We start from the raw sequence: 24,610 nt of genomic DNA, 5'->3' as shown, positions 1-24,610 counted from the left end.
TCGACCTTGATCAGTTGCCCGGTTTCCATGCACCGGAATTCATGCCGTCCACCAGACGATTGATCGCCTCGCGCATGGCCAGGTCGAGCACCTTGCCATTGAGGGTCGAATCGTAGGCAGCGGTACCGCCGAAGCCGATGACTTCACGGTTGGACAAGGCGTATTCACCCGCGCCCTGAGTCGAATAGACGACTTCCGAAGTGCTGATGTTGACGATGTTCAAGTTGACCTTGGCGTACGCCACCTGGGTCTTGCCACGACCAAGAATGCCGAACAGCTGGTGATCACCGGTCTCTTTGCGGCCGAACTCGGTGACGTCGCCGGTCACCACAAAGTCCGCACCCTTGAGGCGCTGGGACTGGCCCTTGATCGACGCTTCCTGCTGGATCTCGCCCATGTTGTCGCGGTCCAGCACACTGAAGCGATTGGTCTGCTGCAAGTGAGTGATCAGGATGGTCTTGGCCTGACCGCCGAGGCGATCCACGCCGTCGGAGAAAATCCCGCGCATGTAGCTCGAACGGTTGTCGAACTTGCCGACTGCCATGGGCACTCGAACACCGGCAAAGACATGGCTGGCGCTTTCGACTTTTTCTACCGGCAATGCCCGGGAGCTTTCGGTCGCACACCCGGCCATCGCGCCCAATACGGCAATCGCCGCCCCTGATACCACCATTCGAGAGATCATTCTCATTGTGCATTCCTTCTGAAAAACGGTTTATCCCGGCACGGCCGTGCCCAACCACTGCGGGTTGTGGTGGCGAAAAAGCGATGGGGATTCGAATCGGCAATCGACGTGCAGAACGTCGGCGGGCGGCATTATGCCAAAGTGCCACTACTGAAGACAGCGTTTATATTTTTTTGGCGTCAGTTTCTTGAGTGATCATGGCAACTAGTGAAAATCCCGACTGTGCACGCTGATGCCGTTGAGCAGCGGGCTCAGGTCGCTCAAGCGTCCGGCAATCAGGTGCCGCACTTCGCCGACTTTTTCCCAGCGGCCGTCGATCTTGAGCAGTTGCGAGCCAATCAGTGCTTTGCGTTGGCGCTCGGCGAGGTCGCGCCAGACCACGACGTTGATGTTACCGAACTCGTCTTCAAGGGTCACGAAGGTCACGCCACTGGCGGTGCCCGGGCGTTGGCGGCCGGTGACCAGACCGGCGACGCTGACGTTGCGCCCATGTTCGACTTCAAGCAGCTCCCGTGAACTGCGGCAACGCCGGGCACGCAACGCCTCGCGCAACAATGCCAGCGGATGTGGGCCGAGGGTCGTACCGACGCTGCTGTAGTCAGCTTGCAGGTCCTCGCTCACGGTCGGTTTGGGTAACACCACGCCAGGCTCTTCCTCGCTCGGCAACCCGGCGAACAATCCCAGTTGCTTCTGCACCCCGGCCACTTCCCAGCGTGCGCGATGGCGATCACCGGCCAGCCTGCGCAGGGCTCCGGCGTCGGCCAGTTGTTCTTGTGCACGAGCATCGAGTCGGGCGCGCTCGCCCAGGTCGGCAATGTCGATGAATGTGCCCCGTAAGCGCGCCGCTTCGATACGGCGAGCATCGTCCTCGCGAAAGCCCTTGATCATGCGCAACCCCAAGCGAATCGCCGGTTGTTCGCCGTCAATCGGCTCCAGGCTGCAATCCCAGTCACTGGCGGCCACGTCCACCGGGCGGATCTGCAAATGATGCCGGCGAGCGTCCTGGAGAATCTGGTCCGGGCTATAGAAACCCATCGGCCAACTGTTGATCAGCGCACAGGCAAACGCCGCCGGCTCATGGCATTTCAGCCAGCAACTGGCGTAGGTCAGCAAGGCAAAACTGGCGGCGTGGGATTCGGGAAAACCGTAGCTGCCAAAACCCTTGATCTGCTCGAAGATCTGCGCGGCGAATTCCTCCGTGTAACCGTTTTTCAGCATGCCTTCGCGAAGGCGCTTCTGGTGCGGTTCAAGACCACCATGGCGTTTCCAGGCCGCTATGGAACGGCGCAACTGATCGGCCTCGCCGGGACTGTAGTCGGCGGCCACAATCGCAATCTGCATGACCTGTTCCTGAAACAACGGCACACCGAGCGTGCGTTTGAGCACGGCTTCCAGCTGTACCGAGGGATAGGTTTCAGGTTCTTCCTTGTTACGTCGCCGCAGGTACGGGTGCACCATCCCGCCCTGGATCGGCCCGGGACGGACGATGGCCACTTCGATCACCAGGTCATAGAAGTTTTGGGGTTTGAGCCGTGGCAACATCGACATCTGCGCCCGTGACTCGATCTGAAATACTCCAATAGTGTCGGCGCGGCTGATCATCTCGTAGGTTTGCCGGTCCTCGGACGGGATGTTGGCCAGGCTCAGGTCCCGACCGCGATGGTGGCGCAGCAAGTCGAAACAGCGACGAATAGCGCTGAGCATGCCGAGGGCGAGAATGTCGACCTTGAGCAGGCCGACCATGTCCAGATCGTCCTTGTCCCACTGAATGATCGTGCGCTCGGCCATGGCCGCATTTTCCACTGGCACCAGGCTGTCCAGCGGCTGCTCGGAAATCACGAAACCGCCCGGATGCTGGGACAGGTGCCGGGGGAAACCGATCAGCTGCCGGGTCAGGCTCAATACTCGACGCAACACCGGGCTGTCCGGGTCGAAGCCACCTTCGCGCAAACGCTCCAGTGGCGGCACATCGTCGCTCCAATGACCGCAGCAATCAGCCAAGGCGTTGACCTGATCCGGCGGCAAACCAAGGGCCTTGGCCACGTCGCGAATCGCGCCGGCACCGTGGTAAGTGCTGACCACCGCCGTCAGCGCGGCCCGGGTCCGGCCATAGCGCTGGAACACGTACTGCAAGACTTCTTCGCGGCGCTCATGCTCGAAATCGACGTCAATGTCCGGCGGTTCGTTGCGCTCTCTGGAGAGGAACCGCTCGAACAGCATGCTCGTCCGGCTCGGGTCGATTTCGGTGATGCCCAAGGCGTAACACACCGCCGAGTTGGCGGCCGAACCGCGCCCCTGACACAAAATGTGCTGGCGACGGGCGAAGCTGACGATGTCTTCGACGGTGAGAAAATAGCTCTCGTAACCGAGCTCGGCGATCAGCTGCAGTTCCTTTTCGATCAGCGCCATGACCGTGCTGTCCGGCCCCTCAGGCCAGCGCCGGCACAGGCCCTGTTCGGTCAACCGGCGTAGCCAGGAGGTCGGCGTCTGCCCTTGCGGCACCAGCTCACGCGGGTATTGGTAGCGCAACTGACCGAGATCGAAGGTACAACGCCGGGCAATGACCCGCGTTTCTTCGAGCAACGACGGTGGATACAACTCGCGCAACGCCTCAAGGCTGCGCAAATGCCGTTCGCCATTGGGATGCAAGCGCTGCCCGGCGTCGGCGACCCGCACATGCAGACGAATCGCCGTCATGGTGTCCTGCAACGCGCGGCGGCCGCGGGCATGCATGTGCACATCGCCGCTGGCCACCGCCGGAATCTGCAAGCGGGCAGCCAAGGCCTGTAAGTCGGCCAGACGGCGGGCGTCGTTCTGCCCGCAATGCAACTCGACTGCCAGCCACAGCCGCTCGCCAAAGACACCTTTTAGCCAACTGCCCTGCTCCAGCGCGTCGACCGTATCCGGCACCCACAGTGCCAACAGTCCGGGCAATGGCTCGCTGAAGTCTTCGCGCAGCACCCGGTACTGGCCCTTTTCCGTGCGCCGCCGCGCGTGGGTGATCAGCCGGCACAGCGCCTGATAACCCTCAAGGTTTTCCACCAGCAGCACCAGTTTCGGACCGTTTTCGATGCGCACTTCACTGCCGATGATCAGCCGCAATTCCAGCGCCTTGGCCGCTTGCCAGGCACGGACAATACCGGCCAGGGTGCACTCGTCGGTGATCGCCAGGGCCTGATACCCCTGACGCTTGGCCCGTTCGAACAGCTCGTGGGCACTCGATGCGCCGCGCTGGAAACTGAAGTTCGACAGGCAGTGCAGTTCGGCGTAGTCGGCGCTCATGCGAACCAGCCTTGCAGCCACAGCGGTCCGGCCTCACCCACCGCACGATAGGCCCAGGCCTGCTGACCGGAACGGGTTTCGATCAGGTAGTAATCGCGGCGCACATCAGCGCCATCCCACCAACCGGACTCGATGCGCTCCGGCCCCATGAGGATCCGCGCCGTGCCTTCATGCACGGGCAGCGGCTCGGTCAGCAACCAGCCGGGACGTTGCACATCAGGCAACGCCGGGCAGGCCTGAGTCTGCGCATTCGGCTGCCATGCACACTCCGGTCGGTGATCGGCCTGAAAACCCAGGCCCTGCACCGCCTCGTCCCCCAGCCGTGCACGCAAGCGCTCGCGCAGTTGTTCCCAGGGCAAGGACTGTTGCGGGCGTTCGTCGAACAACTCCCGGCGTTGCGGGACGAAGCTCGGCAAGTCCTGCGCCGACAGACGAAAACCGCGCACCGGCGCCTCGACCTGCACCTGTTCCAGCCGACCCCGGGCCAGTTCGAAGAGCATCGCCGGGTCGCGCTCGGCGCTCAGCAGGCCGACCTTGATCAGCGTGTCCGGCAACCCGGCGTGTTCCAGGTGCAGGTCAAAGCGCTGCACACCGCTGTCCCGGCCACACAGAAACGCCGAAAGATCACCGGTCAGCCGGCGTAAGGGGAACAGCAATGCCTGATGGGATTGCACATCGAAATTCAGCTCGATCCGCACATCGAAACGGTCCGGCGGCAGATAAAACCCCAGGGCCAGCGGCCGTTCACCCAACAGGGTATCGAGGTGCTTGAGCACTTGCGCCTCGAAGCGCCGGGCCAGGGTTTGACGCGGCAGTGCCTGAACCTGGCTCAAGGTGCGCAAGCCCATCCGCGACAGTGCAGTGGCAACCGTTTGCTCAAGCCCGATCCGCTCGATGGGCATCTGCCCGAGCAATTGTCGCAACGCGTCATTGTCCGGTACCGCCAGACCGTCGTAGGCATTGGCCAGGACCCGTGCGGCCAGCGGATTGGGCGCCGCGACCAGACGATGGCGAAAACCCAGCGCCGTAAGTTCTGCGCGCAACCGCGCCTCGAACTGCGGCCAGGGCCCGAACAGCCCCAGGCTCGACTCGATTTCAAACAGCACGGCGCGCGGGTAATGCACGCTGACCTGAGAGCTGAAGCGGTAGGCCCAGGCGGCGAGAAACTGTTGCCAATGCTCGATTTCGCTCACGTCATAGTCAGCGCAGGCAAAAGCCTTGCTCAAGGCCTGGGCGGCGGTCATCGACTGGCCCGGGCGCAACCCCAATGCTCGCGCTGGCGCATTGACCGCTTGCAACACCCGACGCTGCGCCGGCCCGCTCAGCAGCGCCAGCGGTTCGTCAGGATCGCTGCGCTGACGCAACACCGCGTCCAGCGCCAACTGCGGGAAAAGGATACAGACCCAGCGCATGCCAACCTCACTGCCCCGTGGCGAAGGCAATCGGTGCCGAACGGGCCAGCCCGCCACGGCACTTGAGCACCCTTAACTGCGCCGGTCGGGAATCGATGGCGATGCGCAGGGCCGCCGGCGAAGGGTTGATGGCATCCTTGATCGAGCGATAGGCAAACGCCAGGGTCTGCCCGGTTTCCGCCGCCACCTGCAAGCGGCGCAAGGCGCGGTCATCCGCCTGTTGCGGCCAGCACAGCACCGCCCCGCAACTGCCCGAACGCAGGCATTGTTCCGCCGCCCACAGTGCCTCGCGGTCACTGGCCTGGATGATCGACAACTGTCGCAAATCCACCCCGGCGTTCTGCCAGGCCTGGGGATACGGCACATACGGTGGCGCTACCAGCACCACTCGCTCACCGGCGGTCGTCAGTCGGGCCAGGGCCGGCCATACCAGTTGCAACTCGCCCACGCCCTGCCCGGCGATAAGGATTTCGCTCAGCGCCGCTTCCGGCCAGCCGCCCGTAGGTAAAGCGGCGTCCAGCAACCCATGCCCGGTCGGCTGCGGGCTGACGCTGGGTGGCGCGGGCCGGCCTTTCCAGACCTGGCCGCCATTGAACAGCGTATCCAGCGCAACGACGGCGCCCATCACCCTTGCCTCACCAGACCACAAAACACCCCTTCAATCGCCAGGTCCTGATCGGCGGTGACCACAATGGGGCTGTAAGCCGGGTTGCGCGGCAGCAACCGCACGCAGTCCCCTGCCCGCTCAAAGCGTTTGATGGTGACTTCACCCTCAAGCCGCGCGACGACGATCTGGCCGTTCTGCACCTCGGCACTGCGATGCACACCCACCAGATCACCGTCGAGGATGCCGTCGCCGATCATCGAGTCGCCCTGAACCCGCAGCAGGTAGTCGGGCGTGCGCGAGAACATCGACGGATCCAGCCACAAGCGGCTGTGAACCTCGGCATCGACGCCCATCGGCGTCCCTGCCGCCACCCGCCCGAGTACCGGGATGTCCAGCAGTTCAGGACGGCGCGGCTGATTGAGCAAGCGAATACCACGGGCCTGATGCGGATTGACCTCGATGAAGCCGGCCTCGGTCAGCGCCACCACATGCTTGCGCGCCACGCTGCGCGAGGCAAAACCGAACGCCTCGCTGATTTCAGCGAGGCTCGGCGGCTGACCTTGCTGCGCGATACGGTCGCGGATGAAGGTCAGGATGGCAGTACGGCGGGGAGTCAAAGTCGTCATGGAGTACATTTGTACTCCTCCCGGCTTTTCCTGACAAGAACCACCAGTCGTGACGCTCAGCTCAGGACGGGCTGACGTTGCGGTGAGCAGCGTCTGACCTGAGTGCCGTCTAGCCGATGTTCAGTACGCGCAAATCCAGCTGACCATCGTTGAGCGGCGGGCACCAGTAGTAGCCACCGGTGATCGGCCGGCTCATACGGTACAGACCGTCAACGATGCCGTCTTCCAGGCCACTCATGCGGCGCAGTTGGGCTTCGAAGGCGTTGAAGGAATGTCCGAAGGCCAGGAACATCAAGCCGGCACGATCGCCTTCGATCCACGGCATCGAACGGCGCACGATAAAGGCTTCGGGCGTGAAGCTTTCCTGGGCGGTGCGTTTGACGTGAGCGGAGACCGGCGCGTCGTCGAGTTCTTCGTTGTCGCTCTTGCGACGGCCAATGATGTTGTCCTGCTCATGGGACGGCATCGCATTAAAACCGTTGAGGTCATGCTGCCATTGCTGGATCGCGGCGAAACTGCCACCCACCAGACCGTCCTCACCCTCAGCCACCAGCGCGGCAGCAACAGCAGCTTCGTCGTGGGGGTTTTCGGTGCCGTCTTCGTAGCCGCTCAGGTCGTGGCCGCTCATGTGACGGAAGGCTTCGTTCATCTGCACCAGGCGCAGCGCTGGAGCCAGCGCGACCTCCAGGGCGCGGCTGCGGTTGAGCAGCTCGCCGCGATCCTCACCGTGCAGCCAGCACCACAGCGCGTGCTGGGTCGAAGGGTTATCGACGCCAACGCCGATCATCGCCGGGAACGGTCGCAGCCCCGCTACTTTCGCGCCCAGAGCATTCACCAGCGACTTGCCAAAACCGACCACCGCCGACTTGCCGTCCACCAGTTTCATCAGGTTCTCGAGCGCAGCCGGCAGAGCCTCGGCGGATTCGAGAGCGAAAAACAGATGACGCGCCTGAAGCGGAACGGGGGTGGCAAGGATGCCCGGCTGGTAGTAATTCATGAGAACTCCTTCTAGAAAGGTACGAAGTTTAACCGGCACATGGCGGTTTGTGCGTGCTGAAAGGTACAAGACCGGCGCAGACAGGAAACTGCGCTGCTGTAGCTCAAATCCCCGTAGCAGCTGCCGAAGCAATCTGATAAAACGATTCAGCTATGCTGATGAGGGCGCGCATCTCACGCCGAGCCCAAGGCAGCAACAAGAATGATTTGTAGCCATTAACCGTCCACTGCTGACAGGCCTTGACCTCGCGGCAGTGTCTGGCGATAAAAACCTTATCCGCATCACCCAATCCAGACGGGGTAGCGACATGAGCACAGAAAACATCCTTGGCAACCTGTTCCCGACCGCCCGCGACATCCCGGAGAAATACCGCCTCGAGGGGCAAACCGAACAACGCGAATACCTTGTCGATGGCGTTCTGAAGATCTGGAGCGGCCCCTTGGCAGTGGTTCGCAGCCCGGTCTACCTGGCCAGTGAAAACGCCGATGAACAAGTCATTCTCGGCAGCACCCCGCTGCTGGATGCCGACACCGCGCTGACCGCCCTCGACGCCGCCGTCCGCGCCTATGACCGTGGTCAGGGCAACTGGCCAACGATGCGTGTGGCCGAGCGAATTCAGCATGTCGAAACCTTCCTCGCCCGCATGCGCGAACAACGCGAGGCAGTGGTCAAGCTGCTGATGTGGGAGATCGGCAAGAACCTCAAGGACTCGGAAAAAGAGTTCGACCGCACCTGCGATTACATCGTCGACACCATCAATGCCCTCAAGGAACTTGACCGTCGCTCCAGCCGTTTTGAACTGGAACAGGACACGCTCGGCCAGATCCGCCGCGTACCACTGGGCGTCGCCCTGTGCATGGGGCCTTACAACTACCCGTTGAACGAGACCTTCACCACGCTGATTCCGGCGCTGATCATGGGCAACACCGTGGTGTTCAAACCGGCCAAGCTCGGCGTCCTGCTGATTCGCCCGCTGCTGGAAGCGTTCCGCGACAGCTTCCCGGCCGGGGTGATCAACGTGATCTACGGCAGTGGTCGCGAGACCGTCAGCGCGCTGATGGCCAGCGGCAAGATCGACATCTTCGCCTTCATCGGCACCAACAAGGCCGCCAGCGACCTGAAGAAGCTTCACCCAAAACCCCACCGTTTGCGCGCCGCTTTAGGGCTGGACGCGAAGAACCCCGGCATCGTGCTGCCCGAGGTGGATCTGGACAACGCGGTCAACGAAGCCGTCACCGGTTCGCTGTCGTTCAATGGCCAGCGCTGCACTGCGCTGAAGATCCTCTTTGTCCACGAGCAGGTGGTCGACAGTTTCATCGAGAAATTCAACCTCAAACTGGCCTCTCTCAAACCCGGCATGCCATGGGAAAGCGGCGTATCGCTGACCCCGCTGCCGGAGTCAGGCAAAGTCGACTACTTGCACGGACTGGTGGACGATGCCGTGAGGAAAGGCGCCAAGGTAGTGAACGAGAATGGTGGTCAGGCACGCGGTTCGTTCTTCTATCCGGCGGTGCTGTACCCGGTGACCACCGACATGCGCGTCTATCAAGAGGAGCAGTTCGGCCCGGTGGTGCCTATCGTCCCTTATCGTGACCTGAACACGGTGATCGACTACGTCCTTGAGTCGGACTTCGGTCAGCAATTGAGCCTGTTCGGCACCAATCCCGCCGAGGTTGGGCGGTTGGTAGATACCTTCGCCAACCAGGTCGGACGGATCAACATCAACGCCCAGTGCCAGCGCGGCCCGGATACCTTCCCGTTCAACGGGCGCAAGAATTCGGCCGAAGGCACGCTGTCGGTGCACGATGCGTTGCGGACATTTTCGATCCGTACGCTGGTAGCGACCAAGTTCCAGGAGAGTAATAAGGAACTGATCAGCGACATCATCCGTGGACGGGAGTCGAGTTTCCTGACCACCGACTATATTTTCTAAAACGCGCACTAAGGGCACCCTGCAAACCCGATGACAGCCCTTCGATCATCCCGACTGCCACCGTTGCTGCGCCGACTGCTGCGTCCGCTACTGGACCCGTACCGGCGCTATCGCAACGCGAAACTGATCCACGCCGTGCGGGTGTCGCTGGGGCTGTTGGTGAAGACCGCACCCCGCTGGAAAATCTGAGCGTCGGTCACTGCGTCGCGACTTTACGGACTCCGTTGCCCCAGCCTTGTTGCATACCGGCGGCGGCCAGCAGAATCGCGATCACACCCACCCATTGCAACATTTCCAGACGATGGCCGAAGGCGAACCAGTCGACGAAAATCGCCGCAATCGGGTAGATGAACGACAGTGCGCCGGTCATTGCGGTCGGCAGCTTCTGAATCGCGCCGTACAGCAGCACATACATCACGCCGGTGTGCACGATGCCCAGGGTCAGCAAGCTGGCCCAGGCACTGGGTTGTTGCGGCAACGCAGAAAAATTCGCCCAAGGCGCCAGCAACAGCACGCCAGTGCAGACCTGAATCAGCGCGATCAAGTGCGGCGGTGTGCCCGTCAAACGTTTGATCATCAGCGCGGCAAAGGCATAAAGCAGTGCGGCGCCCAACGCCAGACCGATCCCCAGCAGGTATTCACCGCCCCCCGCTCCCTGCTCGCCATAAGCACTGACAATCGCCAGCATCCCGAGAAACGAAACGCCGAGCCAGAACAGCTTTTGCGCAGTGATTTTCTCGCCAAGAAACAGCGCCGCCAGACCGACCAGCATGAACGGTTGCACGTTGTAGACCGCCGTACCAATAGCAATCGAGGCCCGGGAATAGGAGGCAAACAACAGCACCCAGTTACCGACAATCGCGCCCCCGCTGAGCACTGCCAGCAGGAATGTGGTGCGGGTCAGAATGCCCGGGCGCAGAAAACCGAATACGGCGCAAATCAGCAACAAGGTCGCAGCGCCGAACACACAGCGCCAGAACACTACGTCCAGTACGGGCTGGCCGGAGACTAGTACGAACCATCCGATGGTCCCGGAAATAAGCATGGCGGCAGTCATTTCCAACGAACCGCGGCGCAGTGTTGTATCCATGATCAGACTCCTCGATATGAGCGCAAAGTATGCCAATCCACCGTCGCGCTACTCCAGAGTCAAATGCAGGCTAAACTGCCACTTCACCTTTTTTATCAAGGCAGATTCAAGTATTTGCCTAATGAGGGTTTGTATGACTGACGACATTGACCAACTGCTGATCGCAGCCCTCATGGAAGACTCCCGACGCTCACTCAAGGCCCTGGCGCAGATCAGCGGCCTGTCATCGCCCAGCGTCGCCGAGCGCCTGCGCCGGCTCGAAGAACGTGGCGTGCTCAAGGGCTACACCGTCGACATCGATCCCAAATGCTTCGGTTATCAACTGCAGGCCATCGTCCGAATCCGCCCGTTGCCCGGCCAGTTGCAAAATGTCGAACGGCAGATCCAGGCCATTCCCGAGTTCACCGAGTGCGACAAGGTCACTGGCGATGACTGCTTTATCGCGCGGCTGCACGTGCGCTCGATGGAACAACTGGACACCCTGCTCGACCGCCTCAACAGCTATGCAGAAACCAATACCGCGATCGTCAAGAAGACCCCGGTGAAACGTCGCTTACCGCCGATGGCGTGAGTACCATTTTGTTACGAACAGCGTAGATTGAGGGTTTTCCGGCGAAGGATTGACGGTATGAAAGCTCAGGCAATGTTATTGGCGGTGCTGATGCTCGCCGGGTGCGGCACCATCCAGACGGTAGTGCGCCATGACGATGCGGCCATAAAGAGCCTCAAGGAACAGAAAAGCTACTGCGGCGCCATCCCTCGTATCTACAGCGGCGTTACCTACGATTTCTGCACACTGAATGCTCCCCTGCATTCAGGCGTCGATGAGCAGGACCACAAAAACGCCACGCCCATTGTCCTGATCGACGCCCTCATTTCCGGTGCTCTCGATACTATGTTGTTGCCCTACACTATTTACCGGCAACAGGCCGACGGCAGCATTATCATCACCGAGTGATCCCTGCCCGAATGCCAGACAACAAAAAACCCGCCGTAGCGGGTTTTTTGCTCAAGGCTGGCGATCAGTCATCGCGGCTCATGATGCCGAACAGCTGCAACAAACTGATGAACAGGTTGTAGATCGATACATACAGGCTGATGGTCGCCATGATGTAGTTACGCTCGCCGCCATGAATGATGGCGCTGGTCTGGAACAGAATGCAGACCGAAGAAAACAGCACGAAGCCCGCGCTGATCGCCAGCTGCAGACCGCTGATCTTGAAGAACATGCCCGCCAGCGTCGCGCCCAGCAGGACGAAGAAACCCGCGGTGATGAAACCACCGAGGAAGCTCATGTCCTTGCGGGTGATCAGCACATAGGCCGACAGACCACCGAATACCAGTGCGGTCATCGCAAAGGCCGAGCTGACCACTTCAGCGCCGCCTTGCATGCCCAGATAACGGTTGAGAATCGGGCCCAGCAGGAACCCCATGAAACCGGTCAGGGCAAACGCCGACACCAGGCCCCAGGCCGAGTCACGGAGCTTGTTGGTCAGGAAAAAAAGCCCGTAGAAGCCGATCAGCACCACAAACACATTCGGGTAGCCGACACGCATCTGCTGAGCGACGAACGCCATCACACCGCTGAACGCGAGCGTGAGGGCGAGTAAGCCATAAGTGTTGCGCAGGACGCGGCTAACCTCTAGCTGCTCAGCCTGCACGCTGTTATTAACTGCGTAATCCTGTTCGCGCATGGCGACACTCCTGTAGGTTTGAAACGTTCAGTCGCAAAGATCATAACAGACGCTCTGTAACAAGCTATGCAGAGAGTTTGACAGTGTGTTTCATTCAGGTATTATGGCGCCCGCAACGCAATACGGAGGTGTGGCCGAGTGGTTTAAGGCAACGGTCTTGAAAACCGTCGACTGTAACAGGTCCATGAGTTCGAATCCCATCGCCTCCGCCATATTTGTACGTTAGAGCCCTGATTATTCAGGGCTTTTTCGTTTCTGGGGTTTGGCTTTTCTTGCGATCGTGCGCTGGTCGTTTCCGCATCTTTTTGGCCATTTCCGCAACTCCCCTCTCTGAAACCTTCAAAATCATTCCAGATTTCCTCGCCCTCCCTCCGGCGTCCTGCCGACCGAACACTAACTACCCAAAACCCTACAGCTTGTCGCCCCACCCTCGCCCGACCATCACGCCTCAATTACTGCATATTCAAACAGTACACAGTAACGGCGCCTACCGTGGATCCCCTCGACATCGAAGACACCAGCGACTGGCTTGGATGCCTGACCGAACTGGAAACCGTCGCCCACTACAACCGCATACTGGAAAATGAAGTCCAGGAGCTGACCCTGCAACTGCGCAAAGCCCGTGAGGACATCTACGGCCTGGTACAGATGCACGCAGAAGTCTCCGAGCAGCGTGATGAAGCAATGAAAAATCTCCGGGAAAGGTCCGGACAGCTGGCTACTGTTCGAAAGCAACAGTACGACCTCGACATCTCATCGAGAGCCCACAAGCGCGAGGCTGACCAGCTTCGCGGTATGTTGGACGGCCTCATAGAGCGCCCGATAACGATCGTCTAAACTCAGGGTTGAGCTTGAGGATTCAGCCATGTGCGGACGACTTTCGCAGTACAGGGGTATCCACGACTTCGTGGCGGTGCTGAGCATGCCCAATGCTCTGGTCAACACCGTCGGCGACCAGCCGCTCGAACAGTACAACGTCGCCCCCACAACAAGGGTCGCCCTCTTTCACCAAGAGGGCGACACGCTGCGCGCCGACCTGGTCAGGTGGTGCTGGCGACCGCATTGGGCAACCGATCAGCCAGCGAAACCGAACGGCAGAGTTGAAAAGGTAGCGCATAGCCCATTCTACCGGGCGATCTGGCCACACCGCGCCATCACGCCCATCAACAATTGGTTTGAGTGGGTCGATGAGGGCGGGCCAAAGAAACAGCCCTATTTGATCCGGCATCGGGACGGCTCACCGATCCTTTGCGCTGCTATCGGCCAGTTTCCGACCGGCGACCACGCACCCAGCGAGTATGACGGTTTCGTGATCATCACTGCCGATTCGGCAGGCGGCATGGTGGACATCCACGATCAACGCCCGGTAACACTGGCGCCAGAGGTGGCACGGGAATGGCTCGACCCGGCCACACCCAAGGAGCGCGCCGAGCATATGATGATTCAACAGGGAGAGCCGTCCGAGGCCTTCGAATGGTTCAAGGTCAGCGCAGCCATTGGCAATGTGCACAACCAAGGCGCGAGCCTGATCAAACCGATCTGAATTGCTATTTGTCCCGCTGAACCCTGCAATTCACGTAGGCGTCACTCCCCGGCTTGGCACCATACGATTGGCAAACGGCGTCATCTGTAGCGCTCTTCTCCGCTTTGGCGGCCGACAGATTTTTTAAACTTTGCTGGCGAACCTCATACCCTTTTGTACCGGGCAAGCAGTCATCCCAGGCAATGATACCGATCGCGCAATCAAGCGGATGATTGGCGCAACCGGCAAGCGCCAGTATTGATGCGACTACACTAAGAGCTTTCATATTGAGGCCCTCCCCCGCCGACCCGCCGACCGCACACAATCACACCTCCCCGCACCACTACGAATGAACTCGCCTCGCGAATGGGTCAACTACGCCAGACGCTCCGTGCCAAACTCGAACGCCAAAGTGTGGCATCGCCCATACAATCAGCTGTCAACCTAAACATTATAAATGTTGTTGTACGCAACTTCTGCCTGGGGCATTCTTCGCGATGCAAATTTACATGGACGGTAACATTTGATGCGCTCTTCCCCATGGACGTGACTATCCCCTGCGCCTGCACGCTCGATACCTCGCATCATCCCTGCGGCCTGAATACCTCGTACGCCTTTATGGACTGGTTCGCATCGTTGGATTCAGCGACGCGCCTGCGAGCACGCCGGTTGAAATTCTTTGCGCGGCATCGGCGAAGGCAAGGCGATTCGGGCCTTCGTTTCAAGGCTGGACGCTGAGTTGGTTGCCAGGTCAATGCCCGACTCAGGCTATCGTGTCGTACCACTGGCACAATTCGACCCCACTGGATTTATCCAGCAACACCAGGGTTGGCTGACCGTCCACATCACCTGTGGTTTTTCCTCGCAACGCGACACGTTACGACTTGCAGATGGTGACTTGCCAAGCTTGGGCTGGTTTATTTATGCCCAGACAGGCCCCTGGAGTCCGGGGCGCTTTATCCATTGGGGTGAAGAAGTCGCCGAGATATTGCTCAGTGCCTACCGCAGCGTTGGTATGCCCAATTACAACGCCTGGCTCAACCAGCTTGATGACTATTCCACTCAGGCCATGGACAACTGCGTCGAAATCGCCTGGCAGACGTTGTTGGCCTGCCGTCCCCTGCGCGAAAACCACCGAGCACTGTTCAACCCGAGGGATGAGTGCTGGCGCTTTTCCGACTCACCCATCGACCACTATTACCCCATTTGAAACCTTGAAAAGGAACTTCCCATGAGTGGCAAACCGGCTGCCCGAGTAACAGACCCCACCAATTGCCCGCTTCCGGGGCATGGCACAAATCCTATTGTCAGCGGCTCTCCCAATGTGAACTTCGATGGCCTTGCTGCCGCTCGAATGACCGATAAATCCGCATGCGGTAGCTCGATCACCGGTGCCGTCAGCGCTACGGTTTTCATCAATGGGTTGAATGCCGCTACTCAAGACAGTACCGGTAGCCACGGCAATGTGGTTATGGGTGGATCCGGCACGGTCATTATTGGCGACACCTTCGTACCAGCCCCCTTCAGCGGCCTGCTGCCGATGCCAGTGCACTTCAGCGACAAGTTCAGACTGGTTGACCAAGACTCGGGCGAGCCTCTACCCAATCTTGATTACGCCATCCAGCGCGCTGACGGCAGCATGGAACACGGTGTAAGTGATTCGATGGGGTATACCCATGTAGTGAGTTCGCACCTGCCCGAAACAATCAAACTGTTTCTCGAGGACTAAGGCATGGCAGCGGATGCTCTTCATACAACCGACTGCACATAACCCTCCCCAGATCAAAGAACAAATTTCATTATTTCTGTTTTCCCAGAGGGGCAGACAGAGAGCGTCAAAATCTATACTGGTGACTTTCATCATGGCTGAAGTGCTTAGCAAGAATGGCAGAAAAATGTCTCCCAGAGCCACAAGAACGGTGACGCCCGTCAAAGACTCCACCCCAAAAACTGTATCGCTGGACGCCAAGCAACAGATAAGACGAGCCGAGAATGAGGAGTATTTGAAGAATAAGAACGTGAAGGCATTTTTGGATACCATTGCCGAATCCGAAGGTGGTAACTACCACGCAAAATTTGGTTATGGCTGGGTACCGGGTTTTAAAACTGGAAAATGGACTTTTACTGATGAGTCCACCCATCCGGGGGCAGGTTACGGCGGATCAACTACGGCATCAGGCAGGTATCAAATTACGATAAATACATGGAAGTTACAGTGTATTGCAGCAATGGGCTTATCTGACTTCACACCGCATACGCAGGACTTGACTGCGGTCGAAATTCTCCGATCTGTGCATGCAATTGATTCAATCGTAAATGGTGATATTAAAGATGCGATACACAAAGCATCTGGACAATGGGAATCTTTACCAATGGGCCCAGGCCTGGCTAATCGCCCACTGAAAGGACATCCATCCGGTCAACCGTATATGCCGTATGACGATGTCGTAACCACTTACAAGGGATTTGGCGGAACTATAAAATGAAACCACACCACATTGCATGCATTTTGCTTTGTTGCGTTAGTATTTTTGCGAACGCAACAGATGTACCGATTAAAAAAGGAATGTCATTCTTAAGTGCACGAAAAGCATTGATTAAACATGGCTGGAAGCCAAGTTTACCGAATGAAATGCAGCCGATTGGCACTGCAGTAATACTTAAAAATATGGGCATTAATGAAGTCGAAAGATGCACCCAAGGGGTGCAATATTGCGAGTTCAATTACAATAAAAACAAGGAGTGCCTAGGCATTACTACCACTGGCGAAGAAGTAAAAGATCTGATAATTGATGCTTGGGATTTCAAGTGCCCTGAGAAGTATTAGGGAGGGGATAGTTACACCAACATCAGCCAGCTATTCTTCGGACCTTGCCAGGGGTGAAGTTGGTCTGTAATTCAGCCTGAAAAAAATAAGCTGTTGGCTCGCTCACACCAGAGAACTGTCATCATCCAGCACGGTGGTAAATCTGAAGGTGTGAGCGAGCGGCGGTGATTGTATCAGTAGGCCGTTTCTGTCGGGGACTACCGCGTTGTGCAATCTGACAGGAGAGTCAGCGGTTAAAGGCGAACCATTATCCGCCGCAACCGTATATCGAGTATTCAGAGTTTTTGGCGAGCTACAAGTCGGCTGGAGGGACGGTTAAATGAAGGTTTCGATCCTCGCGTTCATCGCCCTCTATTGCATTGGCACCAGCGCAGCGTTTGCGGATGGCTCGCAGGCGACAAACGATGTAAGCGCTCCATGAACCCCATATTTTAAAGGTGGGGATCTACGGCTATCTTGGAATTTGCGGCGTGCAGTTCCACGGCAGCAAGGCCTCGAAGTCTTCTACGCTCGAGGCTTGTGGCAGGCGCTCAAGTGCGTGGCGCAGCCACGCATAGGGCTCTTGGCCTCTGATGGGAGCGGCCGATGCCTTGCTGGCAGCGCTTGAACACCGGTTCTCGGGTGACGTTGCGGCCCTCGAAATGGATGCTGCCGCTGTCCGCCGCCACGCCGTCGGCGATCAGGCTGAACAGCGTGCTTTTGCCTGCGCCGTTGGGGCCGATGATGCCCAAGGCCTCACCCGATTTCAGGGACAGGCTCATGCCGTCCGTGACCTTCACCGAGCCGTAGCTTTTGTGCACGTCGTGCATGACAAGAAGTGGTTGTTGCATGGTGCACCTGCGTCAGTCTGGAACTGCGGAACAATCAATAGGTCATGGCTTGCATCTCGCCACCCAGTGGAATCTGCGGCGCGGTGGCGTTGCTGGTGATCACCAGGTCGTACTTGCCATCGTTGCCCAGGCGCCATTGACCGCTGACCAACGGAGTCTTGGCGACGTTCTTCACCGGGCCGTGGTTCCAGTTGATCGGGCCGACGATGGTGTTCAGATCGGTGTTGAGCAGCGCATCACGGACCGCGTGCGAATTGCCGACTTTTTCAGTGCGCTTGAGGATGTCTACCGCCAACTCGAACAGGGCATGAACGAAACCCAACGGTTTAGTCCACTGCTTGCCGGAGGCCTGGGTAAAACCTTTGGCCAACTGGCCTGCACTGTCGCCGGTCAACGACGAATTGAACGGGTGCGTCGGGCTCCACCAGATTTCGGTCGACAGGTTGTGCCCGGCCTTGCCCAGCGCTTCCACCGCCGTCGGGAACAGCAATGCCTTGCCCACCGAGACCGCTTTGGGCTTGAAGCCTTGCTGCCGGGCCTGGGTCCAGAAGGTGGTCAGGTCGGGCGGAATCACCACGCCGGTGACGATCTCGGCCTCAGCCTTTTTGAACGCGGCTATCTGTGCGCAGAAGTCATCTGTCAGGCTTTGGAAGCGGCCGGGATCGACCAGTTTGAAACCTTTTTGCGCCAGCACCGGCGGGAAGCCGAGCCTCGGATCGCCCCAGGCATTGCCATCACCGTCGTTCGGAAACAAGCCACCGACCACTTTGTTGGTCTGCATCGAGCCCCACATCGAAGTGTAGGTGCCGATCACGTCTTCCAGGCCCCAGAAGAAATGGTAGGTCCACTCGAAACCTTGATCCGGTTTACCGCCACGAGTGACGAACCACGGCTGCCACGGTGCGACGGTGCGACGGTGGAGATGCACGGCACCTCGTTGATTTCGCATTGGTCCGAGACCGGGTTGGTGGTTTCCGGCGTCGAGGACACCAGCATCAAGTCAACCTGATCTACCCCAACAATTCCATTCTCAGCGACTTCAGTGTTTGCGAATCAAGAACAATCTCGCGCGTATTTGCCGTCAAAGACCGGGTATCCGCGCATCACATGGGCGCCCAATTCCAGCTTTCGTCAACAAGAGCGCTGAACTCAGCAGCAAGCAAGCCGCCCTTGAAACCGGGCGGTGCCTGTAAAAGAGGTACGGAGCTAGTTCTTGTTGGTTGCCAACGTCATGTAGGCAGCCGGCGGTTCAGGCAGTGCGGCGAGCATGTCATGCAGCCCGGCGGCCCACTGTGTACGGATACAAATGAAGTAAGGGTCGTCAGCCGTGATGCGATAACTTTTCGCACGGGCAAAACTGTCTTTGCGGAACACCAGCAGATCCAGCGGCATGCCCACCGACAGGTTGCTGCGCATGGTCGAGTCGAACGAGATCAGCCCGCAGCGCAGCCCCTCCTCGAGTGACGTGCGATACGTCAGGTTGCGATCGAGTATCGGCCGGCCGTACTTGCTTTCACCCAATTGCAGGAAAGGCGTGTCCTCTGTCGCCTGAATAAAGTTGCCTTGCGGGTAGATGCTGTACACGTCCATGGGGCCGCCGGCGATCTGCCCACCGACCAGAAACGAACAGCTCAGGTCGGTCTTGCCCGCCAACTTGGTGCGATCCCGAGCAACGACTTCGCGAATGGTTTCAGCCACCAACACGGTGGCGTCATAAAGGGTGCGGACACTCAACAAATGCGGCTCATCCCCCGTGGAACGCTGCTTGAGCAAATTGACCACCGATTGCGAGGTGGCCAGGTTGCCGGCAGTTTGCAACACAATCAGCCGTTCGCCCGGCATGCTAAAAATAAACAACTTACGGAACGTTGAAATCTGGTCGATACCGGCATTGGTCCGTGAGTCGGAGATGAACACCAGCCCGTCGGCCAGGTGCATGGCGACGCAATAAGTCATGCGTGTTAACTCGTGAGTTTGGGAGAAACGGCCGTGCCCGCTTCATGACGGTACGGCCGCTGACTACTACTGCTGCTGCGAGCGAGGGTTACGGGTGCTGGACCTGGAACATCGAGTTCACCTGAACCCGCGCCAGCATCGACTCGGCCCCGCCGCCACGACGCATGCCGCGTACCGGACAGGCGTCGAGGTAGTCCAGGCCCACCGCCAGTTTCAGATGGCGCTCGGGCCGGGCCAACCGATTGGTCACATCGAAGCTGTACCAGCCATCATCGAGCCAGGCTTCGGCCCAGGCGTGACTGGCCAGATGGCTTTCATCCTCGGTGCACAGGTAACCGGAGACGTACCGCGCCGGGATTCCCAGGCTGCGAGCGCAGGCCAGGAACGCGTGGGTGTGGTCCTGGCAGACGCCCGCACGGCCGGCAAACGCCTCGGCGGCGGTGCTGTCGACTGCGGTCACGCCGGGGCTGTACGGCATGTATTCAGCCAGCCCGTTCATCAAGTCGATCAAGGCTGCACGGTCGCGACGACCGCCGCAGTGCTTCACGGCGAAGTTGATCAAGGCTTCATTGGCCGTGGTCAAGTGACTGGTGCGCAGAAACGGTAACGGCGACTGATTGTCGTGTTCCACTTCCCGGCTCTGATCGACCTCCACCTGGCCGTAGGCACTCAGCACCAGGGCGCCGTGAGGCTCGTCCATCGTCAAGACGTGCAGGATGTTGCCGTAAGGGTCGAGCTGGCTGCGCACCAGGCGCGGCAGTTCCAGATGCCACTCCAGAATGTGCTGGCGCTCGGTGTTCTTTGGCGTCAACCGCAGGAACTGGATGCTGGTGCAGACTTCGTCGGCGTAGCTGTAGGTGGTGTCGTGGCGTATGGACAGTTTCATACGACCTCCAGATAGGATTCGTGGACGGTCTGACCGAGATGGCGAACCTGGGAGATGAAATCAGTCAGCCAGAGGTGCAGACCGAAGCCGAGAATCTCGTCGATCCCGGTGTAGCGCAGCCGCGCATTCAACTCAGCGGCCAAACGCTGGGCCGCCCGCCCGTTACTGCCCGGCAGGCTGGCGAGGATATGGTCCAGTTCCTCGATGCAGGCGTGCAGCGAGCGCGGCACGTCGGCGCGCAACAACAACATCTCGGAGACCTGCTCGGCCCCCGGTGCATTGCGGTAGATCTCGTTGAAGGCTTCGAAGGACGACAAAGCCCGTAGCAAGGCGCTCCACTGGTAGTAGCCGCGGGCCGAGTTATCACTGACCTCCTCCGACTCTTCGCCGAACATTTCGTAGCGCGCATCCAGCAGGCGCAGGGTGTTATCGGCGCGTTCGAGGAAGGTGCCCAAGCGAATGAAGCAGTAGGCATCGTTGCGCATGATGGTACCCGACGTCGCCCCGCGGAACAGGTGCGAGCGCTCTTTGACCCACTCACAGAAACGGCTGATGCCGTAGTGACCCAGACCGTTGCTGGCGATGTTGCGCATCTCCAGCCACGTGGCGTTGATGTTCTCCCACATGTCGGCGGTGATGCGTCCGCGCACCGCGTGAGCGTTAGCCCGCGCCGCCTGCAGGCAGCAATAGATACTGCCGGGATTGGTTTCATCCAGGGCAAAGAAGTGCAACATGCGTTCGGTGTTGAGCTCGGTGTGACGCTCGTTGTAGTCATCGAGGGTGCCGGCGGCCAGCAGCGACATTGCCAGCTCGGCGCGGCCATCGGTGCGCCCCGCCTGGGGCATCAACGACAGCGAGTAACTGACTTCGAGCATGCGCGCCAGGTTTTCGGCGCGCTCCAGGTAACGGGACATCCAGTAGAGGTCCGAAGCGGTTCTTGAAAGCATGTCTTAGTCCTCCACTACCCAGGTGTCTTTGGTGCCGCCGCCCTGGGACGAGTTCACCACCAGTGAGCCTTCGCGCAGTGCCACGCGAGTCAGGCCACCGGGCACCAGACGGGTTTCGCTGCCCGACAATACAAACGGGCGCAGGTCAATGTGGCGGGGGGCGATGCCATTTTCGACAAAGGTCGGGCACGTCGACAGGCACAGGGTTGGTTGGGCGATATAGGCTTCAGGGCGGGCCTTGAGGCGCGCACGGAAATCCTCGATTTGCGCCGCGGTGGCCGCCGGGCCAACCAGCATGCCGTAGCCGCCGGAACCTTGCGTTTCCTTGACCACCAATTCGGGAAGATTGGCCAGCACATGGGACAACTCTTCTGGTTTGCGACATTGCCAGGTTGGCACGTTTTTCAGGATCGGCTCCTCGTCGAGGTAGAAGCGGATCATGTCAGTGACGTAGGGGTAAATTGACTTGTCGTCTGCTACTCCGGTACCCACGGCGTTCGCCAGCACCACATTGCCCGAGCGGTAGGCGGCAATCAGGCCGGGCACGCCGAGCATGGAGTCCGGGTTGAACGACAGCGGATCGAGATACGCATCGTCGAGGCGGCGATAAATGACATCCACCTGTTTCGGGCCGGCGGTGGTGCGCATATAGACATGATCATCGCGGACAAACAGATCGGCGCCTTCAACCAGTTCCACGCCCATTTCACGGGCCAGGAAGGCATGTTCGAAGTAGGCACTGTTGAAGCGGCCCGGGGTCAGCACCACGGCTGTGGGGTTGTCCAGCGGGCTGGAGCTCTTGAGGGTGTCCAGCAGCAGGTTCGGGTAGTGATCGATGGGCGCCACGCGCTGGGCGGCGAAGAGTTCGGGGAACAAACGCATCATCATCTTGCGGTCTTCGAGCATGTAGCTGACGCCGCTGGGGGTACGTAGATTGTCTTCCAGAACGTAGTAACTGCCATCGCCGTCACGGACCAGATCGACCCCGGCGATATGGGCATAGATGCCTCGGTGCAGGTTCAGCCCCTGCATGGCGATCTGATAACCCTCGTTGGCCAGGACCTGCTCAGGAGGAATGATGCCTTCCTTGAGAATGCGTTGTCCGTGGTAGATATCGGCCAGGAACATGTTCAAGGCCTGGACCCGCTGAATGCAGCCACGCTCGACCATTTGCCATTCGCTGGCCTTGATGCTGCGTGGAATGATGTCGAACGGAATCAACCGCTCAGTGCCCTGCTCGTCCCCGTATAAGGTGAAGGTGATGCCGGCTCGGTGGAACAACAGGTCGGCTTCGCGACGACGTTGATCCAGCAACTCCAGAGGTGTGTCCGCCAACCAACGTGCGAACTCCTGGTAATGTGGGCGGCAGCCACCACTCGCATCATACATTTCGTTAAAAAAAGCTCGGGACATACCCTACTCCTTGCCGCGATACAGACGGCATTTTCTTATAACTTTGCTATTTCAAATAAGATGAGGCCTTACGTTGTTTTAGTGAGTACTGTTTCTGTTAAGCACCTCAGTGTGCGTCGTTAACTTCCTGTTTCATGCGGCAATGGATCCCTCACGATTCCGGCAATCTCTTGACGCGTCCCGACGCCAGAAGTCTGGCCTTTGCGGCTTGATTTCTGGCGCCCAATTTATAACGTCCCCCCCTATCTTTCTTCGTTAAAAACCACACTTGCAGTGGTTTGAAAGTACTTTTGCAAGGGCTGTGCCCAAGTATTGTTACGGCTGATAAAAAACGGAAAAACCCCCTAAAAAGACACGTGAGCGACGCTTTGTTTCATATTTGAGTCAAAAATCGATGGGGCAGCTGAAACGTTTTTCCCACTTGTAACTTGCACAACTCTGGAGCGGACGAAAATGGTGCATTTGGCAACTCAAGTGAGTTTAATGCCCTATAGGCGGGAAATTTCTACTCACTATTTTTATTTCCCTTGTAATACAAAGCATCCAGTGCGGCGTACCGATTAATATAAACGCACTATTAATGCTCATAAAAATGCACCATTAGATGACGTCTGGACACGCCGTGCCGACGACAAAAATAGAGATCAGGTTGCCGCAGCCATAGGCTGCCCATGATCAGGCTATCGGCGGCAATGCCCCGTTTAGATCCGCTCTTGCGGCACTGACTCGGCTAAGCTGAAATCTCCACCGGAGGACTTTCCAATGTGTGGACGACTTTCACAGTACCGAGGCATCCACGACTTCGTCGCGGCGCTGAGCATGCCCAATGCCCTGATAAACAAAGTGGGCGACGAGCCTCTGGGTCTGTACAACGTTGCGCCATCGACTCAGGTCGCTCTCTTTCACCTCGAAGGCGAAACCTTGCATGCTGACCGGGTGCGCTGGGGATGGCGACCGAATTGGTCGAAAGACCACTCTGTACCGATCAATACCCGGGTCGAAAAAGTCGCACATGGTTCGTTCTTCCGGGCGATCTGGCCACACCGCGCCATCGCGCCCATCGATAACTGGTTTGAGTGGGTCTATGAAGGTGGCCCGAATAAACAGCCCTACCTCGTTCGACGCCGGGATCGAGCTCCCATTCTCTGCGCCGCTATCGGTCAGTACCCTGCGGGTGGCCGGGAACCAAAGGAGGACGATGGTTTTGTGATTTTCACCGCAGACAATATCGGTGGAATGATCGATATACATGATCGACGACCGGTGGTTCTGTCGCCGGAGTTGGCCCGAGAATGGCTCAACCTGGCAATGCCAAAGGAACGCGCTGAGCAGATGGTGTTGCATCAGGGTGAGCCCGCTGAAATCTTCGAGTGGTTCAAGGTCGACATGGCTATCGGTAATGTGCGGAACCAGAGACCCGAGCTCATCACACCCATCGGCAAAATCATGAGCGCAGATCACAAGCGCAACGGGTGATGGGGCGACGACGCCATGAACCGATTTGCAAGTGATTGCGGCTGGCGACAACCTGGTTTCTCGACTAGCATTTTCGCGACATGGAAACACGCCGCGCTGTTGGCGAGCACTTGGTCTGGGAGACGAAAATGAACCCGATTCGAATTGCCGAGCGGACCTACCGCACTTGGTCCACCCCGATCCTGCTTGAGCTCAAAGAAAGAGAAGATCAGCTTGAACCTTCAGCCCGCCAGGCACTTGAAAATGTAATGGTGGAGAGAAGGCTTTTGAACACCGGCAATCCTGCCGGCAAGGATCGACGCAAACCTGAGTCGACCGATAACTCCTGACGAAAGAGCCCGCGACAAGCGTAATGCTGTTCACTTAAGCGGAGCAGCCTTACGGTCTACTGGAAAACGGGTCTTTGAAATCTTTACCGTCCTTGGCC

26 protein-coding genes, 1 tRNA gene and 2 pseudogenes are annotated in these 24,610 nt (G+C 58.8%); 13 read left to right on the top strand and 16 right to left on the bottom strand.

The window, feature by feature from the left end:
* Window positions 1–10: 10 nt before the first annotated feature.
* The 6 genes from AC1RPZ_RS09925 to AC1RPZ_RS09900 form a co-directional block, all read right to left on the bottom strand.
* Window positions 11–691, bottom strand: coding sequence for a CsgG/HfaB family protein (locus AC1RPZ_RS09925; RefSeq protein WP_493136868.1), 681 nt, complete (start codon window positions 689–691; stop codon window positions 11–13).
* Between the two features lie 198 nt (window positions 692–889).
* Window positions 890–3,988 (bottom strand): error-prone DNA polymerase, encoded by a 3,099-nt coding sequence (locus tag AC1RPZ_RS09920; protein WP_493136867.1) that lies wholly within the window; start codon window positions 3,986–3,988, stop codon window positions 890–892.
* Window positions 3,964–5,379, bottom strand: a complete 1,416-nt coding sequence (locus AC1RPZ_RS09915; protein WP_493136866.1) for a Y-family DNA polymerase — start codon at window positions 5,377–5,379, stop codon at window positions 3,964–3,966. The genes AC1RPZ_RS09920 and AC1RPZ_RS09915 overlap by 25 nt, the downstream gene beginning before the upstream one ends.
* A gap of 7 nt (window positions 5,380–5,386) precedes the next feature.
* Window positions 5,387–6,004, bottom strand: a complete 618-nt coding sequence (imuA, locus tag AC1RPZ_RS09910) for a translesion DNA synthesis-associated protein ImuA (RefSeq protein ID WP_493136865.1) — start codon at window positions 6,002–6,004, stop codon at window positions 5,387–5,389.
* Window positions 6,004–6,621 carry a transcriptional repressor LexA gene (gene lexA, locus AC1RPZ_RS09905; protein ID WP_493136864.1) on the bottom strand — a complete coding sequence of 206 codons (618 nt, stop codon included), beginning with the start codon at window positions 6,619–6,621 and terminating at the stop codon, window positions 6,004–6,006. The genes imuA and lexA overlap by 1 nt, the downstream gene beginning before the upstream one ends.
* Before the next feature lie 100 nt (window positions 6,622–6,721).
* Entirely contained in the window at window positions 6,722–7,609 is an 888-nt protein-coding gene (locus AC1RPZ_RS09900; RefSeq protein ID WP_493136863.1) for a Dyp-type peroxidase, read from the bottom strand.
* Window positions 7,610–7,916: 307 nt separating this feature from the next.
* On the opposite strand from AC1RPZ_RS09900, the gene AC1RPZ_RS09895 reads away from it, so the two are divergent.
* Together AC1RPZ_RS09895 and AC1RPZ_RS09890 are read left to right on the top strand one after the other, a co-directional pair.
* A complete protein-coding gene (locus AC1RPZ_RS09895) occupies window positions 7,917–9,542 on the top strand; it encodes an NADP-dependent glyceraldehyde-3-phosphate dehydrogenase (RefSeq protein WP_493136862.1) in 1,626 nt (541 codons plus the stop codon).
* Window positions 9,543–9,572: 30 nt separating this feature from the next.
* Window positions 9,573–9,701: pseudogene (locus tag AC1RPZ_RS09890) on the top strand (FUSC family protein); the annotation flags it as partial.
* 37 nt (window positions 9,702–9,738) lie between these two features.
* On the opposite strand, the gene AC1RPZ_RS09885 reads toward AC1RPZ_RS09890, so the two are convergent.
* The gene (locus AC1RPZ_RS09885; RefSeq protein WP_493136861.1) at window positions 9,739–10,632 is read right to left on the bottom strand and encodes a DMT family transporter; all 894 of its coding nucleotides are present in this window, start codon (window positions 10,630–10,632) and stop codon (window positions 9,739–9,741) included.
* Between the two features lie 133 nt (window positions 10,633–10,765).
* Here AC1RPZ_RS09885 and AC1RPZ_RS09880 point away from each other — a divergent pair, with 133 nt between their 5' ends.
* Together AC1RPZ_RS09880 and AC1RPZ_RS09875 are read left to right on the top strand one after the other, a co-directional pair.
* Window positions 10,766–11,203, top strand: a complete 438-nt coding sequence (locus AC1RPZ_RS09880; protein WP_019690796.1) for an Lrp/AsnC family transcriptional regulator — start codon at window positions 10,766–10,768, stop codon at window positions 11,201–11,203.
* Window positions 11,204–11,260: 57 nt separating this feature from the next.
* Window positions 11,261–11,590, top strand: a complete 330-nt coding sequence (locus tag AC1RPZ_RS09875) for a YceK/YidQ family lipoprotein (protein ID WP_493136860.1) — start codon at window positions 11,261–11,263, stop codon at window positions 11,588–11,590.
* A 64-nt stretch (window positions 11,591–11,654) separates the two neighbouring features.
* Here the strand turns inward: AC1RPZ_RS09875 and AC1RPZ_RS09870 are convergent, their stop codons facing one another.
* A complete protein-coding gene (locus tag AC1RPZ_RS09870) occupies window positions 11,655–12,326 on the bottom strand; it encodes a Bax inhibitor-1/YccA family protein (RefSeq protein WP_123425923.1) in 672 nt (223 codons plus the stop codon).
* A 124-nt stretch (window positions 12,327–12,450) separates the two neighbouring features.
* On the opposite strand from AC1RPZ_RS09870, the gene AC1RPZ_RS09865 reads away from it, so the two are divergent.
* The 3 genes from AC1RPZ_RS09865 to AC1RPZ_RS09855 all read left to right on the top strand — a co-directional run bounded on the left by AC1RPZ_RS09865 (window position 12,451) and on the right by AC1RPZ_RS09855 (window position 13,869).
* A tRNA-Ser gene (locus tag AC1RPZ_RS09865) sits at window positions 12,451–12,538 on the top strand.
* Between the two features lie 280 nt (window positions 12,539–12,818).
* The gene (locus AC1RPZ_RS09860; protein WP_493136859.1) at window positions 12,819–13,163 is read left to right on the top strand and encodes a hypothetical protein; all 345 of its coding nucleotides are present in this window, start codon (window positions 12,819–12,821) and stop codon (window positions 13,161–13,163) included.
* A 28-nt stretch (window positions 13,164–13,191) separates the two neighbouring features.
* Window positions 13,192–13,869, top strand: coding sequence for an SOS response-associated peptidase family protein (locus tag AC1RPZ_RS09855; RefSeq protein ID WP_493136858.1), 678 nt, complete (start codon window positions 13,192–13,194; stop codon window positions 13,867–13,869).
* A gap of 4 nt (window positions 13,870–13,873) precedes the next feature.
* Here the strand turns inward: AC1RPZ_RS09855 and AC1RPZ_RS09850 are convergent, their stop codons facing one another.
* A complete protein-coding gene (locus AC1RPZ_RS09850; RefSeq protein WP_493136857.1) occupies window positions 13,874–14,134 on the bottom strand; it encodes a hypothetical protein in 261 nt (86 codons plus the stop codon).
* 468 nt (window positions 14,135–14,602) lie between these two features.
* Between AC1RPZ_RS09850 and AC1RPZ_RS09845 the strand changes: the two genes are divergently transcribed.
* The 4 genes from AC1RPZ_RS09845 (at window position 14,603) to AC1RPZ_RS09830 (ending at window position 16,675) form a co-directional block, all read left to right on the top strand.
* Complete coding sequence (locus AC1RPZ_RS09845) at window positions 14,603–15,058, top strand: hypothetical protein (protein ID WP_493136856.1); 456 nt, start codon at window positions 14,603–14,605, stop codon at window positions 15,056–15,058.
* A 21-nt stretch (window positions 15,059–15,079) separates the two neighbouring features.
* On the top strand, window positions 15,080–15,577 hold the full coding sequence (locus AC1RPZ_RS09840; protein WP_493136855.1) for a PAAR domain-containing protein: 498 nt from the start codon (window positions 15,080–15,082) through the stop codon (window positions 15,575–15,577).
* A 133-nt stretch (window positions 15,578–15,710) separates the two neighbouring features.
* Entirely contained in the window at window positions 15,711–16,334 is a 624-nt protein-coding gene (locus tag AC1RPZ_RS09835) for a lysozyme family protein (RefSeq protein WP_493136854.1), read from the top strand.
* Window positions 16,331–16,675, top strand: coding sequence for a hypothetical protein (locus AC1RPZ_RS09830; RefSeq protein ID WP_493136853.1), 345 nt, complete (start codon window positions 16,331–16,333; stop codon window positions 16,673–16,675). The genes AC1RPZ_RS09835 and AC1RPZ_RS09830 overlap by 4 nt, the downstream gene beginning before the upstream one ends.
* 451 nt (window positions 16,676–17,126) lie before the next feature.
* Here AC1RPZ_RS09830 and AC1RPZ_RS09825 read toward each other — a convergent pair.
* From AC1RPZ_RS09825 to AC1RPZ_RS09795, 7 genes and pseudogenes are all read right to left on the bottom strand, one after another.
* Window positions 17,127–17,249: pseudogene (locus AC1RPZ_RS09825) on the bottom strand (transposase domain-containing protein); the annotation flags it as partial.
* Window positions 17,206–17,436, bottom strand: a complete 231-nt coding sequence (locus tag AC1RPZ_RS09820; RefSeq protein WP_493137153.1) for an ATP-binding cassette domain-containing protein — start codon at window positions 17,434–17,436, stop codon at window positions 17,206–17,208. The pseudogene AC1RPZ_RS09825 and the gene AC1RPZ_RS09820, both read right to left, overlap by 44 nt.
* A gap of 103 nt (window positions 17,437–17,539) precedes the next feature.
* Window positions 17,540–18,433, bottom strand: coding sequence for an ABC transporter substrate-binding protein (locus AC1RPZ_RS09815; RefSeq protein ID WP_493136852.1), 894 nt, complete (start codon window positions 18,431–18,433; stop codon window positions 17,540–17,542).
* 278 nt (window positions 18,434–18,711) lie between these two features.
* Window positions 18,712–19,461: a proteasome-type protease gene (locus AC1RPZ_RS09810; protein WP_493136851.1), complete on the bottom strand. Its 750-nt coding sequence runs from the start codon at window positions 19,459–19,461 to the stop codon at window positions 18,712–18,714.
* An 88-nt stretch (window positions 19,462–19,549) separates the two neighbouring features.
* A complete protein-coding gene (locus AC1RPZ_RS09805) occupies window positions 19,550–20,347 on the bottom strand; it encodes a transglutaminase family protein (protein WP_493136850.1) in 798 nt (265 codons plus the stop codon).
* A complete protein-coding gene (locus tag AC1RPZ_RS09800) occupies window positions 20,344–21,294 on the bottom strand; it encodes an alpha-E domain-containing protein (protein WP_493136849.1) in 951 nt (316 codons plus the stop codon). The genes AC1RPZ_RS09805 and AC1RPZ_RS09800 overlap by 4 nt, the downstream gene beginning before the upstream one ends.
* Before the next feature lie 3 nt (window positions 21,295–21,297).
* A complete protein-coding gene (locus AC1RPZ_RS09795; RefSeq protein ID WP_493136848.1) occupies window positions 21,298–22,707 on the bottom strand; it encodes a circularly permuted type 2 ATP-grasp protein in 1,410 nt (469 codons plus the stop codon).
* Between the two features lie 762 nt (window positions 22,708–23,469).
* Between AC1RPZ_RS09795 and AC1RPZ_RS09790 the strand changes: the two genes are divergently transcribed.
* Both AC1RPZ_RS09790 and AC1RPZ_RS09785 read left to right on the top strand, forming a co-directional pair.
* Window positions 23,470–24,183, top strand: a complete 714-nt coding sequence (locus tag AC1RPZ_RS09790; RefSeq protein WP_493136847.1) for an SOS response-associated peptidase family protein — start codon at window positions 23,470–23,472, stop codon at window positions 24,181–24,183.
* 128 nt (window positions 24,184–24,311) lie between these two features.
* Window positions 24,312–24,512 (top strand): hypothetical protein, encoded by a 201-nt coding sequence (locus AC1RPZ_RS09785; RefSeq protein ID WP_493136846.1) that lies wholly within the window; start codon window positions 24,312–24,314, stop codon window positions 24,510–24,512.
* Window positions 24,513–24,610 lie beyond the last annotated feature (98 nt).

The sequence above is a fragment of the Pseudomonas sp. GW822-FHT02D10 genome (assembly GCF_058802345.1).
Note: the sequence above shows the minus strand (reverse complement) of the source record. Positions and strands in the feature narration are given on the sequence as shown.

Bases quoted from the DNA above. Each gene is read 5' to 3' on its own strand.
- imuA (WP_493136865.1), bottom strand. From the start codon at position 6,004: ATGGGCGCCGTCGTTGCGCTGGATACGCTGTTCAATGGCGGCCAGGTC.
- AC1RPZ_RS09820 (WP_493137153.1), bottom strand. From the start codon at position 17,436: ATGAGCCTGTCCCTGAAATCGGGTGAGGCCTTGGGCATCATCGGCCCC.
- AC1RPZ_RS09925 (WP_493136868.1), bottom strand. From the start codon at position 691: ATGAGAATGATCTCTCGAATGGTGGTATCAGGGGCGGCGATTGCCGTA.
- AC1RPZ_RS09895 (WP_493136862.1), top strand. From the start codon at position 7,917: ATGAGCACAGAAAACATCCTTGGCAACCTGTTCCCGACCGCCCGCGAC.
- AC1RPZ_RS09845 (WP_493136856.1), top strand. From the start codon at position 14,603: ATGCCCGACTCAGGCTATCGTGTCGTACCACTGGCACAATTCGACCCC.
- AC1RPZ_RS09880 (WP_019690796.1), top strand. From the start codon at position 10,766: ATGACTGACGACATTGACCAACTGCTGATCGCAGCCCTCATGGAAGAC.
- lexA (WP_493136864.1), bottom strand. From the start codon at position 6,621: ATGTACTCCATGACGACTTTGACTCCCCGCCGTACTGCCATCCTGACC.
- AC1RPZ_RS09830 (WP_493136853.1), top strand. From the start codon at position 16,331: ATGAAACCACACCACATTGCATGCATTTTGCTTTGTTGCGTTAGTATT.
- AC1RPZ_RS09855 (WP_493136858.1), top strand. From the start codon at position 13,192: ATGTGCGGACGACTTTCGCAGTACAGGGGTATCCACGACTTCGTGGCG.
- AC1RPZ_RS09885 (WP_493136861.1), bottom strand. From the start codon at position 10,632: ATGGATACAACACTGCGCCGCGGTTCGTTGGAAATGACTGCCGCCATG.
- AC1RPZ_RS09805 (WP_493136850.1), bottom strand. From the start codon at position 20,347: ATGAAACTGTCCATACGCCACGACACCACCTACAGCTACGCCGACGAA.
- AC1RPZ_RS09790 (WP_493136847.1), top strand. From the start codon at position 23,470: ATGTGTGGACGACTTTCACAGTACCGAGGCATCCACGACTTCGTCGCG.
- AC1RPZ_RS09800 (WP_493136849.1), bottom strand. From the start codon at position 21,294: ATGCTTTCAAGAACCGCTTCGGACCTCTACTGGATGTCCCGTTACCTG.
- AC1RPZ_RS09795 (WP_493136848.1), bottom strand. From the start codon at position 22,707: ATGTCCCGAGCTTTTTTTAACGAAATGTATGATGCGAGTGGTGGCTGC.
- AC1RPZ_RS09840 (WP_493136855.1), top strand. From the start codon at position 15,080: ATGAGTGGCAAACCGGCTGCCCGAGTAACAGACCCCACCAATTGCCCG.
- AC1RPZ_RS09870 (WP_123425923.1), bottom strand. From the start codon at position 12,326: ATGCGCGAACAGGATTACGCAGTTAATAACAGCGTGCAGGCTGAGCAG.
- AC1RPZ_RS09915 (WP_493136866.1), bottom strand. From the start codon at position 5,379: ATGCGCTGGGTCTGTATCCTTTTCCCGCAGTTGGCGCTGGACGCGGTG.
- AC1RPZ_RS09785 (WP_493136846.1), top strand. From the start codon at position 24,312: ATGAACCCGATTCGAATTGCCGAGCGGACCTACCGCACTTGGTCCACC.
- AC1RPZ_RS09835 (WP_493136854.1), top strand. From the start codon at position 15,711: ATGGCTGAAGTGCTTAGCAAGAATGGCAGAAAAATGTCTCCCAGAGCC.
- AC1RPZ_RS09850 (WP_493136857.1), bottom strand. From the start codon at position 14,134: ATGAAAGCTCTTAGTGTAGTCGCATCAATACTGGCGCTTGCCGGTTGC.
- AC1RPZ_RS09900 (WP_493136863.1), bottom strand. From the start codon at position 7,609: ATGAATTACTACCAGCCGGGCATCCTTGCCACCCCCGTTCCGCTTCAG.
- AC1RPZ_RS09810 (WP_493136851.1), bottom strand. From the start codon at position 19,461: ATGACTTATTGCGTCGCCATGCACCTGGCCGACGGGCTGGTGTTCATC.
- AC1RPZ_RS09875 (WP_493136860.1), top strand. From the start codon at position 11,261: ATGAAAGCTCAGGCAATGTTATTGGCGGTGCTGATGCTCGCCGGGTGC.